This window comes from Halomonas sp. AOP27-A1-41, assembly GCF_052378605.1.
GTDB lineage: Bacteria > Pseudomonadota > Gammaproteobacteria > Pseudomonadales > Halomonadaceae > Vreelandella > Vreelandella citrativorans.
This window is the reverse complement of the sequence record NZ_JBQSXT010000024.1, coordinates 43,552-60,801: the sequence shown is the minus strand read 5'-3', so window position 1 is coordinate 60,801 and position 17,250 is coordinate 43,552. Positions and strand designations below refer to the sequence as shown.

At 53.4% G+C, this 17,250-nt stretch carries 22 protein-coding genes; 8 read left to right on the top strand and 14 right to left on the bottom strand.

Going from position 1 to position 17,250, the window contains the following annotated elements; genetic code table 11:
• Both ACT3TC_RS14535 and ACT3TC_RS14530 read left to right on the top strand, forming a co-directional pair.
• Nucleotides 1–267 (top strand): hypothetical protein (locus ACT3TC_RS14535; protein WP_444640512.1); only part of this gene is annotated, 267 nt, incomplete at its 5' end.
• A 54-nt stretch (nt 268–321) separates the two neighbouring features.
• Entirely contained in the window at nt 322–510 is a 189-nt protein-coding gene (locus ACT3TC_RS14530) for a hypothetical protein (RefSeq protein WP_444640510.1), read from the top strand.
• A 93-nt stretch (nt 511–603) separates the two neighbouring features.
• Here ACT3TC_RS14530 and ACT3TC_RS14525 read toward each other — a convergent pair whose 3' ends face one another.
• Nucleotides 604–1,455: a Tim44 domain-containing protein gene (locus ACT3TC_RS14525; RefSeq protein ID WP_444640508.1), complete on the bottom strand. Its 852-nt coding sequence runs from the start codon at nt 1,453–1,455 to the stop codon at nt 604–606.
• Between the two features lie 147 nt (nt 1,456–1,602).
• On the opposite strand from ACT3TC_RS14525, the gene ACT3TC_RS14520 reads away from it, so the two are divergent.
• Nucleotides 1,603–2,178, top strand: coding sequence for an isochorismatase family protein (locus tag ACT3TC_RS14520; protein WP_444640507.1), 576 nt, complete (start codon nt 1,603–1,605; stop codon nt 2,176–2,178).
• Between the two features lie 16 nt (nt 2,179–2,194).
• On the opposite strand, the gene yaaA is transcribed toward ACT3TC_RS14520, so the two are convergent.
• Together yaaA and ACT3TC_RS14510 are read right to left on the bottom strand one after the other, a co-directional pair.
• Nucleotides 2,195–2,974, bottom strand: coding sequence for a peroxide stress protein YaaA (gene yaaA / locus ACT3TC_RS14515; protein ID WP_444640505.1), 780 nt, complete (start codon nt 2,972–2,974; stop codon nt 2,195–2,197).
• A gap of 112 nt (nt 2,975–3,086) precedes the next feature.
• On the bottom strand, nt 3,087–4,118 hold the full coding sequence (locus ACT3TC_RS14510) for an NADP(H)-dependent aldo-keto reductase (protein ID WP_444640503.1): 1,032 nt from the start codon (nt 4,116–4,118) through the stop codon (nt 3,087–3,089).
• A gap of 250 nt (nt 4,119–4,368) precedes the next feature.
• Between ACT3TC_RS14510 and ACT3TC_RS14505 the strand changes: the two genes are divergently transcribed.
• The gene (locus ACT3TC_RS14505; RefSeq protein ID WP_193055156.1) at nt 4,369–4,863 is read left to right on the top strand and encodes a tetratricopeptide repeat protein; all 495 of its coding nucleotides are present in this window, start codon (nt 4,369–4,371) and stop codon (nt 4,861–4,863) included.
• Nucleotides 4,864–4,882: 19 nt separating this feature from the next.
• Nucleotides 4,883–5,389: a hypothetical protein gene (locus ACT3TC_RS14500; protein WP_441679765.1), complete on the top strand. Its 507-nt coding sequence runs from the start codon at nt 4,883–4,885 to the stop codon at nt 5,387–5,389.
• A gap of 29 nt (nt 5,390–5,418) precedes the next feature.
• On the opposite strand, the gene ACT3TC_RS14495 is transcribed toward ACT3TC_RS14500, so the two are convergent.
• From ACT3TC_RS14495 to ACT3TC_RS14470, 6 genes are all read right to left on the bottom strand, one after another.
• Entirely contained in the window at nt 5,419–5,964 is a 546-nt protein-coding gene (locus ACT3TC_RS14495; protein ID WP_172119056.1) for an LOG family protein, read from the bottom strand.
• A gap of 36 nt (nt 5,965–6,000) precedes the next feature.
• On the bottom strand, nt 6,001–6,522 hold the full coding sequence (locus ACT3TC_RS14490; protein ID WP_172119055.1) for a DUF501 domain-containing protein: 522 nt from the start codon (nt 6,520–6,522) through the stop codon (nt 6,001–6,003).
• 12 nt (nt 6,523–6,534) lie between these two features.
• Nucleotides 6,535–6,837, bottom strand: coding sequence for a hypothetical protein (locus ACT3TC_RS14485; RefSeq protein WP_193055160.1), 303 nt, complete (start codon nt 6,835–6,837; stop codon nt 6,535–6,537).
• Between the two features lie 38 nt (nt 6,838–6,875).
• Nucleotides 6,876–7,277, bottom strand: coding sequence for an acyl-CoA thioesterase (locus ACT3TC_RS14480; RefSeq protein ID WP_172119064.1), 402 nt, complete (start codon nt 7,275–7,277; stop codon nt 6,876–6,878).
• A gap of 50 nt (nt 7,278–7,327) precedes the next feature.
• Complete coding sequence (locus tag ACT3TC_RS14475) at nt 7,328–8,152, bottom strand: hypothetical protein (protein ID WP_172119053.1); 825 nt, start codon at nt 8,150–8,152, stop codon at nt 7,328–7,330.
• Between the two features lie 103 nt (nt 8,153–8,255).
• Complete coding sequence (locus tag ACT3TC_RS14470) at nt 8,256–8,687, bottom strand: hypothetical protein (RefSeq protein ID WP_444640501.1); 432 nt, start codon at nt 8,685–8,687, stop codon at nt 8,256–8,258.
• Between the two features lie 37 nt (nt 8,688–8,724).
• Here ACT3TC_RS14470 and ACT3TC_RS14465 point away from each other — a divergent pair, with 37 nt between their 5' ends.
• Entirely contained in the window at nt 8,725–9,888 is a 1,164-nt protein-coding gene (locus ACT3TC_RS14465; RefSeq protein ID WP_444640499.1) for a MalY/PatB family protein, read from the top strand.
• 3 nt (nt 9,889–9,891) lie between these two features.
• On the opposite strand, the gene ACT3TC_RS14460 is transcribed toward ACT3TC_RS14465, so the two are convergent.
• From ACT3TC_RS14460 to ACT3TC_RS14440, 5 genes are all read right to left on the bottom strand, one after another.
• Nucleotides 9,892–10,830, bottom strand: coding sequence for a co-chaperone YbbN (locus ACT3TC_RS14460; RefSeq protein WP_444640497.1), 939 nt, complete (start codon nt 10,828–10,830; stop codon nt 9,892–9,894).
• A gap of 257 nt (nt 10,831–11,087) precedes the next feature.
• Complete coding sequence (locus ACT3TC_RS14455) at nt 11,088–12,140, bottom strand: AbrB family transcriptional regulator (RefSeq protein WP_193055413.1); 1,053 nt, start codon at nt 12,138–12,140, stop codon at nt 11,088–11,090.
• A 4-nt stretch (nt 12,141–12,144) separates the two neighbouring features.
• Nucleotides 12,145–13,659: a tripartite tricarboxylate transporter permease gene (locus tag ACT3TC_RS14450; RefSeq protein WP_193055165.1), complete on the bottom strand. Its 1,515-nt coding sequence runs from the start codon at nt 13,657–13,659 to the stop codon at nt 12,145–12,147.
• Between the two features lies 1 nt (nt 13,660).
• Nucleotides 13,661–14,113, bottom strand: a complete 453-nt coding sequence (locus ACT3TC_RS14445) for a tripartite tricarboxylate transporter TctB family protein (RefSeq protein ID WP_226912029.1) — start codon at nt 14,111–14,113, stop codon at nt 13,661–13,663.
• Nucleotides 14,114–14,217: 104 nt separating this feature from the next.
• Nucleotides 14,218–15,213 (bottom strand): Bug family tripartite tricarboxylate transporter substrate binding protein, encoded by a 996-nt coding sequence (locus ACT3TC_RS14440; protein WP_444640495.1) that lies wholly within the window; start codon nt 15,211–15,213, stop codon nt 14,218–14,220.
• Nucleotides 15,214–15,391: 178 nt separating this feature from the next.
• Between ACT3TC_RS14440 and ACT3TC_RS14435 the strand changes: the two genes are divergently transcribed.
• Complete coding sequence (locus ACT3TC_RS14435) at nt 15,392–16,075, top strand: GntR family transcriptional regulator (RefSeq protein ID WP_193055166.1); 684 nt, start codon at nt 15,392–15,394, stop codon at nt 16,073–16,075.
• A 76-nt stretch (nt 16,076–16,151) separates the two neighbouring features.
• On the top strand, nt 16,152–17,132 hold the full coding sequence (locus ACT3TC_RS14430) for a D-2-hydroxyacid dehydrogenase family protein (RefSeq protein WP_444640493.1): 981 nt from the start codon (nt 16,152–16,154) through the stop codon (nt 17,130–17,132).
• The last annotated feature ends 118 nt before the right edge of the window (nt 17,133–17,250 follow it).

Sequence of the window (17,250 nt, the reverse complement as noted above, 5' to 3'; positions counted from 1 at the left end):
TGTGAAAAATCCCCCGGAGCTCAGGCCTCGGGGGATTTTTTTTTGCATGCAGGAAAAGACGGCAAGGCACTCTTCAGCGTGATGGAGCAGCCGCTAACCCCAGCAGCGCTGTGCGCTGCATCGCCGGCTGAAGCCAGCTCCCACAATGTAGAGACAGGTCAATCCATAATGCCTACAAAACATGGCTGGAATTTACTATTTACGCTTTTTGCGTCAGGCAGCTATCCTGATATGGGTGGTTATGACGCACTGTTGTCTTTAGAATGATATGGCACGTTGATGGAAGGGTAATCTGCGCTTTATCTCAGGAGGAGAAACAACATGAATGGACAATGGATCAAGAAATTATCAGCGGCGGTATTGATGGCTCTGCTCGCGGGCGGTTTGGCTGCCTGTGATAACCAAGGGCCTGCTGAAGAGGCGGGTGAAAGTATTGATAATAGTATTGGAAGCGCCGGCGAAAGCATTGAAAGCGCGGGTGAGAGTATCGAAGAGGCTGCTGAAAACTAATTCACTATGTTGATTTAAACGGTTGATTAGGTTGTCCTTTGGAACGAAAAAACGGCCGCTAAAAGCGGCCGTTTGAAGGTATGGTCCCGCGTTTTAAGCGCCAGGGTTTTGCTCAATACCTTGCACATACCAGGGCGCCTGGTCGCGCATTGCACGGGTTAAGTGCCACGACTCGTTGAACTCGGTCTGCTCTCCATTCTCTTCTATAATGCCATGAAAGATCACACTTGCCTCAGCATTACCTTCGTACTCGTTAATATCTCCCAGTTCGGCAAATAAACGTACGATGTCGGTACGGTTATTGGCAGGGTGCTGAGCGCGCTCGGTGCGTAGCAGGTTATAGAGTTCGGGAGTGACATACTCCTGAATCTGGCTAAAGTCGTTATTGTCCCAGGCGCGCTGCAGCGTCATAAAATGCTCTTTAGCACCGTTTAAAAACGGCTCTTTATCAAACCAGGTCGGCGTGCTTTGCAGGTTGCTTGCCAGGCTACCAGGCACAGCGCCTACTGAGCCAGCAGCAGGCGCTGATGGTACGTGCTGTGTGCGTTGGTAGTTGGGTTCGGAAGCATGCGCTGGACGTCGCTGGCGAATAAACGCACGGAAAGCGATCATCGCAAGCACTGCGATACCGACCACCATGAGCAGGTCCATCATTCTTAGCTCATCAAAGGCACCGCCGAAAAAGAGTGCGGCAATTAGCCCACCAGCCAGAAGACCGCCCATCATGCCGCCCATTCCGCCTCTACGTGCTGCCGCACCTGCTTGGCCCTGTTGCTGGCCACCTTGCGCTTGTTGTGTACTGGGTGTGCTGGCCGGGCGGTCCGCAGAACGGGACATGCTGCCCATATTGCCACCACCCCCCATACGACGCGCTTCCGCATGCTCCACCGCAACGCTAACCCCCATAACGCTGACCAGCAGCATGACAAACAATTGTCGTAACATGGCAATCTCCAATGTTTCAAAGCCATTAAGAACGTAAGCTCAACGTAATGAGCGTGTGGAAAGTCTTGAGCGGCTAGTTTAGCGCTTGGGCGCTTAGAATGGACTATCTTAATGGCACTCATAAGCATAAAGAATAAGAGGGGAAACATGCGCCTACAACGAGATCGTAGCCTATTGTTAATGATCGATTTTCAAGCAGGCTTACTGCCGGTAATTGAAGGCGGTTTGCAGGTAATAGAGGAGGCCGCCTGGCTTGCAAACGTAGCAGAAACTTTAGCAGTGCCTGTATGGCTTACCGAACAATACCCTGAAAAACTCGGGGGGACGGCAGCTGGTTTGATAAGCGCGTTGGGTGAGCATCAGGTTTGGCAAAAACATCATTTCAGCGCAATGGAAGCGCCTGAATTTGCCCAGGCATTAAAGGCCCAATCGGTGCAACAAGTCGTGATCTGTGGCACAGAAGCACACATCTGTGTGTTGCAGAGCGCGCTTGGCTTGCTGGAAGCTGGATATAGTGTGTACTGGCTAAGTGAAGCGACAGCCAGCCGACGTTGTGAGGAAGCTCGCTTTGCGCGTGAGCGTGCTTGTGCTCAAGGCGCCATTGCGGTGACGGCGGATATGGTGGCTTACGAGTGGCTTGATCGCTGTGATACCGCGCTATTTAAAGAGGTGCATCGCCGGTTGCTTAAGCCGCGCTCCTCACGCGGCGTAACTTTTTTTTAGCAAAAGGGGAAAACGTTTATCGGTCGGCTTCTTTGCGTGTGAACACCAGCGTATCGCCCTCAGAAGCCGCTGCATCAAATTGGTAGCCTGCCACGTTAAATGTTGTAAGCGCCTCAGGGTCATTCACCTGCTGATGAATAATCCAGGCGCTCATCAAGCCTCGAGCCTTTTTGGCATAAAAGCTGATGATTTTAAACGTGCCGTTTTTCTCATCTTTAAACACCGGCGTGATGACGCGGGCGTTCAGCTTTTTGGCATCTACCGCTTTAAAGTACTCATTAGAAGCAAGATTCACCAGAACCTTTGAGCCGCTTTCTGTAATAGCCTGATCAAGGGCGTTGGTCAGTGTAGGCTTCCAGTACGCGTATAAATCCTTACCCGCCTGATTAGACAGTTTGGTGCCCATCTCCAGTCGGTACGCCTGGATTAGATCCAGTGGGCGCAGTAAGCCATACAGGCCTGACAAAATACGCAAGTGCTGCTGGGCAAACCGGTTATCCGCATCGCTGAATGTTTGCGCCTCCAGGCCAGTATAAACATCGCCTTGGAATGCTTGAGCGGCAGGTTTGGCATTCTCTAGTGAAAACGGCGGCTCCCATTCAGCAAAGCGTGCTGCATTAAGGCCAGCAAGCTTGTCGCTGATGCCCATCAGCTCACTGATCTGCTGAGGTGAATAATCACGCAGGATATCGATCAGCGCTTGGCTTTCCGTTAGAAAACCGGGCTGTGTCACCTGGTGAGTGGTGGAGGGCGTTTCAAAATCCAGCGTTTTCGCTGGCGAAATAACGCTTAGCAAGGTGAGCTCCTTCGGCCGATGCAAAACCAGATAAGAACAAAATCATGGCCGATAGTATATCAAGCCTCGGCGTTGGCCGAGGCTATCGCTTTAATAGCGTGTGTATCAATGCTTAGGGGCAGGGGTTTGGCATCCGGCGATGAATATCCTCAATCGCGCTAAGCACATCGTCGTCCAGCTTAAGGCTCTCACTGGCCAGGTTGCTTTCCAACTGGTCCAGTGTGGTGGCACCAATAATATTGCTGGTAAGAAAGCTGCGTGAATTAATAAACGCCAGTGCCATTTGTGCGGGGTCAAGGTCATGTTCGCGGGCCAGCTCAACGTAGGCCTTTGTCGCCGCCTCTGCCTCTGGTGAGGTGTAGCGCTTAAAACGCTCATAAAGCGTCAGGCGGCCTTTTTCGGGCCATGCGCCATTAAGATACTTGCCAGAAAGAACGCCAAAGGCCAGGGGCGAATAAGCCAGCAAGCCCACGTCTTCACGATGAGCAATCTCCGCCAGGCCCACTTCAAACGAGCGATTAAGCAGGTTGTAAGGATTTTGTATGGAGGCCACTCGCGGTAGATCCATTTTTTCGGCCAATTGAAGCGAGCGCATGACGCCCCACGGGGTTTCATTGGAGAGGCCGATCGATCTGACCTTGCCAGCATCCACCAGCTCCTTGAGTGCTGAAAGCGTCTCTTCAAGCGGCGTGGCCTCTTCATTCTCCTGATGCGCGTAGCCCAGCTTGCCGAAAAAGTTGGTGTTGCGGTCTGGCCAATGCAGCTGATAAAGATCGACATAGTCCGTTTGTAAGCGCTTAAGGCTTGCGTCGATGGCCTGGTGAATATGGTCACGCGTTAAGCGTGGGCCACCTCGGATATGCTCAGGCCCGGGGCCTACCGCCTTGGTGGCGATAATAACGTCATCGCGGTCGCCACGCTGTTTCAGCCAGCTGCCCACATAGGTTTCCGTTAATCCTTGCGTTTCGGCTTTGGGCGGTACGGGGTACATCTCAGCTGTATCGATAAAATTGATACCGAAAGCGACGGCGCGATCCAGCTGTTCGTGAGCTTCTGCCTCACTGTTTTGCTCGCCAAACGTCATCGTACCAAGGCAGAGCCGACTGACCTCAATTCCCGTTCTGCCAAGTGGGCGCGTTTGCATTTTTGTCTCCTCGCTAAAGCGAAAATTATCGCCGAATGGGCGTTTGTAAAGGTGATGAATGACGGTGTGTGAGAGGCATGTTAGCGAGGCTATTTGAAAGCAGCAAATCAATGGGGTTGAGTCGTCGCAAAGGCAGGCGTATGCTTGCCACCCCATTGGCCGGCTGACCCCGGTTTTTCGTGTGATTGGCAGTCAAATGATGTAGTGACCGCTAATTCAATATCTCAACAAATTGGCAGGGTGGTTTGCCATGCCGCAGGCATCATCTTTGTTTATTCGGCTAGAGTTTCGTTTAGCTGAACGGCTGTTTCAAAACCGTTGGTTGTTACCGCGTTCAGAGCGCACACAGCGTCTTACCATGCGTTTGTTCAAGCGCTGCGCTGAAGCGGGGCATCCTGATGCACTGTCCGTTTACGGGCATATGCTGTTTCATCGTAGCTTATCGCCGCAGGACAAAGCGCGGGGGGCACGCTATGTGGTGGAAGCCGCTCAAGCGGGTGATGTGAAGTCGCAGTACCAGGTGGCCCAGATCTACGAGCACGGCTGCGCGCAGTACCCGCGCCGTGAAGATTATGCGGTAACGTGGTATGCCCGTGCGGCGCAGTCCGGTCACTATTTGGCTGCTGAGCGGCTGGCCAGCGCCTATCGTTTGGGTGAGCTAGGCTTAAGCATAGATGCGAGCCAGGCTACCTACTGGGAACAGTTCGCTGAGCATCATCCGCACAACGATGTGACCGCCGCGTAATGATTGAATGAGGAAGTCAGTGTCCGAGACGCTACCCACTGTATTAGATATTGAAGCGTCCGGATTTGGGCGTGGTAGTTATCCCATAGAAGTCGGCATTGCACGTGCTGACGGTAGCTGCTGCGCGTTTCTTATTCAGCCACTGGATGAGTGGACGCACTGGGACCCTAAAGCAGAGCTCTTGCACGGTATTTCGCGTGATCGCTTGTACCAGGAAGGGCACCCTGTTCGTCAGGTGGCCCAATGGCTCAACGATGAGTTAAGCGGGTTAGGCAAAGCGTACAGCGACAGCTGGGGCTACGATAATACCTGGCTTTCGCTGTTGTTCCACCATGCCGGCATGCTGCCTCGCTTCCGCCTGGAGGCGCTGCGCATTTTGTTGAGCGAAGAGCAGCAAGCGATATGGAGCGGTACCAAAGAGGCCATGATTACCGAGGTCGATATCCATCGTCACCGAGCGGGAGACGATGCCCGTCTGCTCCAGCTCACCTATCAGCGCACCCGCAACGTTATCCGCGGCGCGTAGCGCGCTTGCCATGCCCGCTTCGCTCACCTCTACCTAAGCTGGCTCTCCAGCGCGTCAAGTAGCGCCTCTGGTGTTACCGCGTCCAGCAGCATATCCCGTGTCGTTTGAGCTAGAAAACCCTGCGTCACGGTGTTGTCGAGAAATGCCAGTAGTGGCGTATAAAACCCCTCGGTGTCCAGTAGGCCCATGGGCTTCTCATGCAGGCCTAAATAGCCCCAGGTCCAAATCTCAAACAGCTCCTCAAAGGTACCGATACCGCCTGGCATGGCAATAAATGCGTCGGCGTTAGCGGCCATGGTGGCTTTGCGTTCATGCATGTTGGGCACGCGGATCAGTTCGGTGAGTCCAAAGTGCGCTTGCTCGCGCTCTACCAGATGGTCCGGCATAACGCCAATCACGTTGCCGCCTGCCGCCAGCGACGCATTAGCAAGCTCGCCCATTAGGCCAATACGCGCGCCGCCGTATACCAGGGTGTGCCCCCGCTCTGCCAGCACAGTACCTAATGCCTGGGCTGCTTGGCGATAAGCCGGGCTGTTACCTTCTCGTGAGCCGAGATAAACGCAAATTCGGGACATTAATTGGGTTCCTTAACGCTTATGAGAGAAGCGGTGTTATGGAAGGTGCTGGTCTACTTGGTAGTGCTCATCCATCCACTGACCAATCACATTATCGCCACATAAATGATGGGCATACTGAGTGTGCAGGCAGCGTATCTGTTGCCAGTTGCTGATACCGCCAATGCCACGCTCGGTCAACACATCGGTGTATCCCAGCCGTGCAACCTCGGCGCGCTGGGCGTCGCTCATATAATCCCAGCGGGCTTTTACATAGTCACGATGGCTTTGCTGATAATGCGCTAGAAATTCTGGCTCTTCTTGCAGGCGCTGCTCAAGTGATTTGATAACCCCCACCGCTTCAATGCGTGAAATTTCTACCTTTAGTACATCAGAACAGAGCCAGTACAGGGTAGGAAAGGGTTTGCTGTCTACAATCGGCGCCATACGCAGCACCAGCGGTGTGCCTTCGCTATCAGTGGCGGCAACGGCTTCGATGCCACGTGGTGCGCGGCCTAACTGCTGGGTAATAATCGCCAGCTGACGCTCATCGGGCGCCTGGTTGGTGCGGATCACCATTAGGTTGGTCTCTCACGAACGGTCGTCTTGAACAAATTTATTGGAGCGGCCAACAGCACGAAAAAAGCAGCGATTCAACTGCTCAGGAGACGCTACATAGCACCATGTCCGCTCGCAATACTCGGCGGCCCGCGCCATTAGTACGTCATAAAGGCGGTTAAACGGGGCATCATAATCGTAAGGGTCAGCCCCAAACAAGCGGATATGCGGATAGTCTGCAAAGCGCTCAATAAAATAGCGCTCAATATCCGCTTCGACAGCGCGATGCTGCGCAGTATTGTCAGGGTCCAGCCAGAGATTATAGCGAATGGCCATGCTGTGCTCCTGGTCGCCCCGTCCGGCGGGTTGGTGCGTTAGGCGGGCGCATCTTGTAAGTGAGTCGACAAGGCGTCGCGCAGCGTGCCCTCAATAGGTACGGCGCATTTAGCCTGGTGATCGTACTGTACCATCACCGTGTGGCCGAGGTTGGCGAGCGTGCCATGTTGGCGTGCTTCCTGAGTGACGGTAAATGAGCTATTGCCCAGCCGCGTTAAGTAGGTGCGTAATTCGACGTCATGGCCGTAAAACAGTTCTGCACGGTAGTCTATTTCCATCCGCGCCATTATCAAACGCCACTGCTTCGGGTTCAGGTCAGGTGTAAAAAGCTTGAATAGGTCGTTGCGGGCTAGCTCAAACCAGGCGGGTAGGCGCGTATTGTTAATATGGCCCAGCGCATCGGTATCGTAAAACGCCGGCTCAATCGTACGGGTAAACATGGCAATCACCTTATCGTTGGCAGGAGTTGTAAATTCAGGCAAGCGCTAGGTCAAGCAGTTTGCCTGTTGCCTTCGCGTCGCTTGGCAAACCAGCGTTGGACCTGTAGCCAGCCCAGCAGCCATAGCGTTGCTACCAAAAATCCGGCCAGCGTGCCCCAGGCAAGCCCCAACGTTTCATACGTATAAGAGACACACAGGGCGTAACTTAACAGCGAGCCCAGCCCCACGGGGTAGTGTTTGATAACGGTCGCGGTAGGCGCGGGGCCTTGGGTTATATGCAAAATTAGCAGGAAAGGCAGCATGGTGACGGGGAAAGCCGCCAACGTGCCTGCCCAGGCAGGCGGTACCCAATGGGCAAGGCTTGTGATGGCAAAAACAATAAGCGTCGCCAGCAAGGCGCGAATGCATAAAGCACCCCATGAGAAAGACTGACGTGCAGTGGCCAGACTGTCGGGTATTCGCCGGAAAATCCACGTAAAAAATACAATAGCGCAAAGCGTCACCAGCGTACCCGTCAAGCGAGTAAAATCGAACTGGGCAAGCACCAGGCTTGCCATAAGCCACAGAGTGATCGCGCCTGCCATTCCGCTGGCGACACCCTTCAAGCCGGGCTTACGGCCGCAAAGCCAGTAACCCGCGCCAAGTGCCATGGTCGCGGTAAAGCCCGCTAGTGTATGAATGGCACTTTCAGCGGAAAACGTTGGGGATATCTCCAAGCCAATAAAGAACAGTGCCAGCGCGGTGCCCAAAGGGTAGCCTGATAAAAGCCCTGCCACTTTGGGGCTCACACGTACAGCAATCGCCCCCAGCCCCAGCACCATCGTGACTGACACCGCTACTTTGGCCAGTTGCCAGCTAATCGGAACGTCCAGCATCAATGACTATCCTTATAATTGATTAAACATTTTTCTTCGTTTGTCAGCCAGTATATCCGCCCGCTGCACAACAAGCCGCGCTATCGAAAGCATTAACGTTTTTTTATACTAAACGTAGTCCCTGCTGATCGCGCCAGGCCGCCTCCAAAGCACTTTTTAGTGGTACTTGAAGGTGGGCTGGAAGCGCAGAGTGCGCGGCCTCTAACGTGTTAAACGTGCGGTTGCGCAGCCAGCAGTAAGCCCAGGCACTGGCTTCAGCCTCGCTTTGAGGTGTTGGCTTGGCAGGCATTTGGTTGAGCAGAAAAACCGCTGTGCGGGGTGCCCACAGCGGAATGTCATCCTCACGTGTTTGGCTCCAGTGTTTAAGCATTGCCCCATCAGGCGTCGTGTCCGGCGTGCCCAGTTTGGCAACCCGTGCGGTTTCCGCCAGTATGAGCGCTAACTGGTCAGCATCGGCCTGACCAAGCGCTTGCCATTGCCGCAATAGCGCTGATAATCCTGCGCGCACCTTGGTATAGAAATCATCTTGCGGCATGCTCGTTACCAACCTTCGTCAATAAGTGAGATCTGTTATGGCTTTTGATTTTGCCACGCCTATCGAGCGACGCCACCCCGAAGGTGGCTACTCATCCCAAAAATGGCATCGCTATAACGGTGAAGTACTGCCTCTATGGGTTGCCGACATGGATTTTTATTCGCCGCCCGCGGCGATTGAGGCGCTACAAGCACGGGTCGCTCATGGTGTTTACGGCTACGGAGAAGTGCCTGCTACGTTAACAGAAACGCTCTGCACATGGAGCGCTACGCACTATGACTGGACGATCCAGCCCGACTGGCAGCACTGGCTGCCGGGTGTCGTGGCCGCGCTCCACTTCGCCACGCTGGCGTTAACCCAGCCAGGCGATGGCGTGCTAACGGTAGCGCCTATTTATCCACCATTTTTAGCCGTCGCTGAGCGTACCGGGCGTTTGCCCCAGCAGGCCATGCTGGCCGCGCCTAAACGCCCAGGCGAGCCATGGCAGTTGGATATTAGTGCGATTGAAGCCGCCATCACGCCCAAAACACGCATATTACTCTGGTGCCATCCACATAATCCGACCGGGCGGGTTTGGAGCCGTGAAGAGTTGGCGCCGTTGGTGAAACTGGTTGAACAGCACGATCTATGGGTTGTCTCTGACGAACTACACTGCGATCTACTGTTGGATAAAGATGCTCAGCATCGCCCGTTAGCGGCTATGTTTCCTGAGCTAGCCAAACGCACGATTACCCTTTGGGCGCCCTCTAAAACCTTTAACCTAGCGGGGTTAAGCAGCGCATGTGCGATCATCCCTGACCCTGAAGTGCACCAGCGGTTTGCCGCTGCCTGCAAGGGCCTGTTGCCCGATGTTAACGTGCTGGGGTTAGTGGCGGCAGAAGCGGCGTATCGCGAGGGTGAACCGTGGCGTCAAGCGCTGCTGGATGTGCTGCGTCAGCACCGCGCCACGCTTGAAGCACGCGTTGCCAACTGGCCGGGTGTGCATCTAAGCGCACCGGAGGCAACCTATTTGGCCTGGCTTGATATGAGGGAAGCGGGGCTGGGAGAAACGCCTTACCAAACGCTCAAGGAGCAGGCCGGGGTGGCGCTTTCAGATGGGGCAGCGTTTGGCTACCCCGGCTTTGTACGGCTAAATTTTGGTACTACGGGTGCTCAATTGGAAGCAGCATTAACGCGCATGGATGCGCTATTGAAGCCTTAGCCATTAATAAAGCAGCGCAAACAGCTTGCGGCGATAGGCGACCGTCAACGGGTGGTCGGCGCCTAGCGCATCAAACACCTGCAGCAGCGTTTTACGTGCCGCGTCGTCGTTGTAGGTACGGTCGTGCTTCATTAGCGTAAGCAGTGCTTCAAGCCCTGCATCGTATTGACCATCGGCCACTTGGCGCAGGGCGCGCTGGAACTGCGCTTCGCTATCGTCGCGCTCACCCAAGGCCGCAATGTCTTCTGCGGAAAGCGCTTGTTCACTGAACGTAATGCTGGCGCGTACGCCACGTGCTGCGGGGCCATCGCGCTCTTCGGGGGGGAGATTTTCCAGCACGCTGCGCGCCTCATCTCCGCGCCCTTCAGCCACTAATACGCGGGCAAACGCCACTTGGTAGGCGTAGTGTTCCGGGTATTGCGTCACCAGGTCTTGGTAAATGCCGTGGGCTGTTGCGGTGTCGCCTTGCTCAAGCGCCGCCTCGGCCTGCTCTTCAGGGCTCTCTGGTGCATCGGCCGGGGCAGGGAAGTAGCGGCCTAACCATTCACGCACCTCTTTCTCGGGCAGTGCGCCCTGAAAATTATCCACAAGGCCGCCCTGGCTCACCAGTTTAACGTCCGGTACCGCCCGCACACCCAACTGTGCAGAAATTTCCGGGTTAGCGTCTGTATTTAGCTTACCAAGCAGGAAGGTGCCCGCGTATTCGAGCGCCAGCTTCTCCAGTACAGTCAGCAGTGTGGCGCAGCTACTATCGGCTGGTGAGTAGCAGCCCAGTAGTACTGGCACTTGCATTGACGCTTCCAGCACTTGCTGAATGTTGCTCGCATCAAGTTCGATGATCACATCTTCAGGGCGCACTGGCGCACGTTCGGTGTCAGCAGTATTCGTGCTTGCGGTATCCGCTGTCAGCGGTTTGCCGGTGCGAGGATCAATGATTGACATGGGTAAACTCAGCTTCGCAGAAAAATAATTGCTTATGATATGCAGGCAGTCACCGCCATATTCAAGCCGGAACGGTGCTAATCATGTAAATCTGAAGAGAAGGCTGGGCCAAGAGGAAAAATATAGGCGCAAGCACTGCTCTAAAGGAGTCTATTAGCACTTTATATCGCCAGCTCTTGAGAGTGGCTTCGACGAGACGGTGACGCCAATGCGTGTAGCGCGCGATAGCATCACCATTTGTCTCGTAAGCGCTATCGTTAGCCTTGCTGCATTTGTTTTCCTAGCCAACTAGCGATGAGGGGGAGCATCGCTACGATCAAGAAAACACGCAGTACATGGTGGGCTGCCACCATGGCGGGATCTATGGACAACGCAAGCGCTACGACGCCAAGTTCCGGCGCCCCCCCAGGTAAATAGGATAAGAACAAAGGCGTGTTGTCCAACCCTATAATGGGCGCAAACAACAGGGCTGCAACGAAGGAGCCAAAGGTAAGGAGTACACCGATCACCGCCGCTAGCCAGCCATCTTTTAAAATTTGTGGAAGGGAGTAATTCGCGAATCGCGCTCCTACTCCTGCGCCAATGACAATCTGTGCTGCGCTGGAAAGCAAGGGAGGGACATGCACCGTTAAAAGATCAGTCGCGTGCAGTAATCCCGAGCTGAGCAATGGAATCAATAGCATCGCTGAGGGAAAGTTTAATCGCCAGGCTAGCCAGCCGCTGGCTATCGCCACCAGGGCCAGGATTCCATGGTTAATAGGGTCGATTGCTTCCGCGTGAGTGAAGCTTGCAAGACTAGCGTCAGCGAGGTTAATACCGGATGTCGCCTGGATGATGATGGGCGCTGCAATTAGCAATACCACTAAGCGCGCGGTATGACAAAGGGCTACGCGGCTGACTTCGGCTCGGTAATTCTCTGCCAAAACTGAAACGACTGAGAGTCCTCCGGGTATGGCGGCGAACAAAGCAGTTACTCTATCCATTTTCCCGAAGCGATAGAATATTTGATAGGCAATGAAACAAAATGCCAGCGATAACACACTCATGACAATCAGGCTTATGGTCCAGTCCCCGGCTTGTCGTACGATTTCTGGGGTAAAACTGGTTCCTAGCATCGTGCCGATAGCGACCATAGCGTAACTGCGCCAAGGGTTTGGAAAACGAGGCTGAAAAGACGTCGTCTGAGTGCACAAGAGTGATGCCGTTAGGCTGCCCAGTACCCATGGCAGCGGTAGAGAGAGTGCAAAAAAAGCGAGTCCGCCTAACGTGCCGATGCCAAAGGTAATGCCTCCTCGAAGTTGAGGAGGCATTTGTTTAATTAGATTCATGGCTAGCGCGGCGAGAGCGGAAGGCTTTTAATGCGGGGGCTCCAATTAAAACAAGCAGCATTATGATGAAAAGAGCAAGAGCAATGGGCCGCTCCATCATATATTCAAAAGGTCGGCCACCGGACACCTGTAAGGTGCGCACGACTTCTCCTTCCATCATGCGGCCAAGCAGTAAACCGATGACTGTTGCCGCGACGGGATAGTTGTTTTGTCGCATGAGCCAGCCAAGTCCTGCAAATGCGGCAACTGTTAGCGGCCCAGCGATAGTGCCGGTTATGCCATAGCCGCCCCAGGCACACATTGCTAATACACTGGGCACTAGGTAAGCCAAGGGAACGCGCACCACCATGCCCAGTAAGCGCAGGCTAAGTAATCCCAAAAACGCGAGAAGTACTACTTGGCCCAGATTGCCGAGAATAATCGAATAGACGATATCGGTCTGGTCTCTTATAAACGATGGCCCACCAATAATGTTGTGAAAAGAGAATGCGGCCAGAAGCACTGCAGTCGCAGCCCCACCAGGAATGCCAAGCGCTAATAGCGCCGTCATTGAGCCTCCCTCCGAGCTGGAGTTCGCGGACTCGGCCGCCACGACACCCTCGGGTGCTCCTTGGCCGAACGCTTCAGGCGTCTTCGACGTTCGCTTGGCCTCGCCATAAGAGACCAGGTTAGCTACCGATGAGCCCACGCCTGGGATGGCGCCGATCACTGCGCCGATGAGGCTACCTCGTAGTAAGATGCCGGGATGGCGAAATGTCTGCCCAACGCCTTTGAGAATAAGCGCAAAAGATATATTACGTTGAGCCTCATTTTGTACCAGAAATGAGCTTCCTCTCAGGCGTAACAACTCAGAAGCGGCGAAGATGCCGATCATGGCGGGTACTACTGGTATGCCATCAAGGAGATAGGGGTTGCCTATCGTTGTGCGCATAATACCCGTCGTGGACATACCAATTTGACTGAGCATGAGCCCCAGGAAGCCAGCCAGCAGACCCTTGGCCATACTGCTATCGTTGAGTGTCGCGATGAGGGTTAATCCCCACAAAACCACCACGACCATTTCCAGCGGGCCTATCTTAAGTACAAAAGCAGCCAGTGGATTGATTAACAACATCAGCAGGCTATAACCCACGAAAGCGCCCACAACTGAAGCGCACAGGCCCAGGCCCAAGGCTTCATTGTGTTGTCCCTTTCGCGCCATAGGGTATCCGTCAAATGCCGTCGCAATTGACGAGGATGACCCCGGGATGTTCATAAGAATAGCGGTTACCCCGCCACCGTAGGCACCGCCAGTAAATATGGCGGTTAAAAACAGCATGGCTTGAAGAAAATCCATACCAAAGGTTACGGGCAAGAAAACGGCCATGGCCATGGAAATTTGCAGCCCGGGAATCGACCCAAAAACGAGACCGATTAATAAGCCCGGAATAACCCAAAGCCAAGGGCTTAGATCAGTAAAAAGATGGGAAAACGCCTGAGATAATGCGAATTGATCAATCATGTTAAAGCACTAGTGTGGTCATGGGGTAAGGGAAGAGAGAGCCAAAGCCCTTGACGAGAAAAACAGTAAACAAAAGTGCGTACAAAGGCGGTTGCCATTTACCTTTACTCCCACACATAAGAATGCCAACCCAGACGAAGACAAAAGTAGCAACGTCGAAGCCGACATTGGTTAACGCAAAGCAGAAGACGGCAAACCCTGCGAGAAGCAGTATGTCGCCCCATAACGATGGTTTATCCGTACTGCTGGATGAGGGAGCTGGAACTGGCTTCAGCAAGATTTTAGCGACAATCCCAATGGACAGAAGGCCGATGATTATCGCGGTGGGGGCCACTACCACCAGATTGTTCAGCGTTGTGGAAGCCTGAGTAGCGCTCCAGGTAATAAAGCCCGCTATAGCCAGTACAAGGCCTAACAAAAAGGCATGTGTTGCAGAAATCTTTCCTGTCACCATTTTATAGCGCCTCCACATTGAAATAATAATGGGACCAAGCGTAAGTTGGTCCCGTGACGATTAAGCGAAAAGCATTAGTGCACATGTGCCAGCATTGAAATCATTTATTCTTCTGATGTGTATTGCTTCAAAATTTCAAAGTTGGACTCAATGATCTCTGTCGTACGTTCAGGACCAAGCCACTCTGCACCAATATCCTGGGCTTCTAGTCGGCTAACGAACGCCTCATCTTGCAGCGCATTGTGATAGGCATCGACCATTTGTTGGAATGCTTCGGGGTTGCTCTCTTTAAAGTCAGCATGCGCGGCAAGGCCTCGCATTGATCCTGCAAGCACCGGAACCGGCTCGTGACCGCTCTCTTCAAGCGCTGCATTAAGCGTTGGTGCATCCCAGTCCTCCGATGCGGTATCAGCCGCGAGGGCAAGAGGACGTATATATTCCTGGATTGATAGCGTGCCGTCTGCAGCTAATACGGTCATGTCTACCTGCCCGCCAGCGACCGCCGTGCGCGCAGCGCCACCAGACTGATAGGTGACAATGTTGACGTCTGTTTTATCGAGACCAAAGGCCTCAAGAGCCAGTTCAAGGTTGATAGCGCCGGTCGAGCCAGGTACGACAGAAACTCTAAGTTTTCCTGAATTTTCCTTGGCTGCCGCCATGAAATCCGCCAGCGTTTCATAAGGCGTATCAGCATTAACGGCGAAAAGATCATAATCATTCCACTGCCCGTTAATGAATGCGAAGTCTGACAAATCATAAGTGGCATCAAAGCCAAGAATCGCATTAGAGACGTAAGGGTGGATTGAAGAGGCAAGGAAATAGCTGCCATCAGCAGGCATGTTGTGGAAGTAAGTATGACCTACGTGACCACCGCCGCCATTCTGATTAATGACTGAAATCGGCGTGCCCAGGTCTTCCTGGAGCCGTTGAGCCAGCGCTCGAGCGGTGCGGTCAGCGGACCCGCCAGGGCCAAGCGCAACAACGAAAGTGATTTTCTGTGTTGGCCAGCTTTCCTGGGCTGCGGCGGTGAGGGGGGTAATTGCAGCCGCCAGGGAGAAACCCAGCATAGCTGTAGCGATGACTTTCTTCTTATCGATCATGGTGGTCACTCCGCTTCATCATAGGCAATTGTAAGACAATCATTTGTGCGTGAATATAGAAATACATATAGTAGTTCCTGTCAATCCTCGGATATGTAAACAAAAGATCTATTTTTTAAGATATTTTTTGGAAATTATTGAAAATTATATAGAGTGTTGTCTTCGGAGGATAAGTATTTTGTCTACAATAAAAGAAGAAACGCATGGTTTGGCAGCTGAGCGAGTGGCTAGTGGCTTGTACGATGAAATACTTAAAGGGCAACTGCAGGCTGGGACTCGCCTTGGAGAGGTCGCGTTGGCTGAGCGCTTTTGTGTTAGTCGGGGGCCGGTGCGTATGGCGCTCAAAAGCCTTAGCGAGTGCGGGCTCGTTACTATTGTGCCGAACAGTGGGGCGCACGTGCGTGAAATGCGGTACGAAGATGCCCGGGCGATCTACCAGGTCAGAGCTGCTCTTGAGGCTGAAGCCGCCATGTTGGCGGCCAGTCGTGCCAATGCATCCACTGCCGATGAATACCTTACGTTACTGCAGTTACATGCCAGTCAAGTGACATCTCATCCTGAGGGAGCCTATCTTCAGGAGTCTGAGGAGTATGATTTTCATTTAATTACCGCACGAATGTCCGGTAATCCACTCATTCAGCGTTATTTAACCCACGAGCTTCGCCCGCAGCTAACCCTGTTAAGGAATAAACATCGACATGTTACAGGGCGTGGAAAAATCGCACTTTATGAGCACGAGCGCATAGCCTCAGCTATCTCGGAAGGTGATGTGGAGGTGGCGGGCTTATTGATGCGGCGGCATATACAGAGCAGTTGGGAAGCGCTTGAAGAGCAGTTGCCCAAGAGAGATGCCCTTAATTAAACAGTGATTGAGCGATAACCACGCGGCTCAGGCAATGCTATGTCCGGCCTTGGCCTGCGCTAGAGAAGGAGTGTATATGAAGACGGTGATTCTTGATGATTGGGAAGGCTGTATGAAGGAGCACCCTGCCGTATCTCGCTTGCGCGAATTCTCTGAGGTATCGGTCTATGGTGATGTGCCTGCCTTTGAAACCCTGGTGAGTCGGCTTCAAGGGGCCGATGCGATTATCCCGCTCAGGGAGCGCACCTTGATTGATCGAGACCTTATCGCGGCTTTACCTGACCTAAAGCTGATCGCCCAAACCGGTACGGGGCTGGCTCATGTGGATAAAGATGCAGTGGACGAAGCGGGGATTTCGATTGCAACGACGCCGGGTGGGTCTACGGCGGCGGTAACCGAGATGACCTTTGCGTTTTTACTTAATCTCACCAAGCGGATTGTTGAGGTAGATCGCCGGATGTCCACTGGAGAGTGGCCAGCGATTGTTACCAGTAATTTGAGCGGTAAAACCATTGGCCTGATTGGTCTGGGCAAGATTGGTTGTGCCGTGGCGAGAATGGCGCAGGCCTTTGGTATGCGAGTCATTGCATGGGGCCCCAGACTGACCCAGGAGCGAGCCGTTCAGGTGGGAGCAGAGTACGTGTCATTAGAAAGCCTGCTCACCCAAGCGGACGCCGTTAGTATCCACGTAAGGCTTGTGCCTGAAACGGAAGGGTTACTGACGACGGAGCATTTTGAGCTAATGAAGCCTGATGCGATTCTGGTCAATACATCACGCGGGCCCATTATTGACGAAGCGGCGCTCATTGATGCTTTGCAGCGTAAGAAGATTGGTGGGGCAGGGCTTGATGTTTTCTGTGAAGAGCCGCTACCGCAGCATAATGCCTTTGCGGCATTGGATAATGTCATGATAACGCCGCATATGGCATGGAAGACCGAAGAGACCTTTTCGCGTTTTCTCAATGGGTCGGTTGATAATATCCATGCGTTTTTTGTAAAGGGAGAGCCGCAAAATATCGTTAGTATTTCCCCTGACAAGAAAAAAGAAGGCGTGTAACCGGCCAGTGAGTCTCGGCGCTAATTTTGGGGGCTTGAATGTACAGTTAGGTTGCCTGAGACAGCCCGGTAAGTTGCTTGTGTGGCTTGTTGGGAGCTGTGCTTTGGTTTTTCGGTAA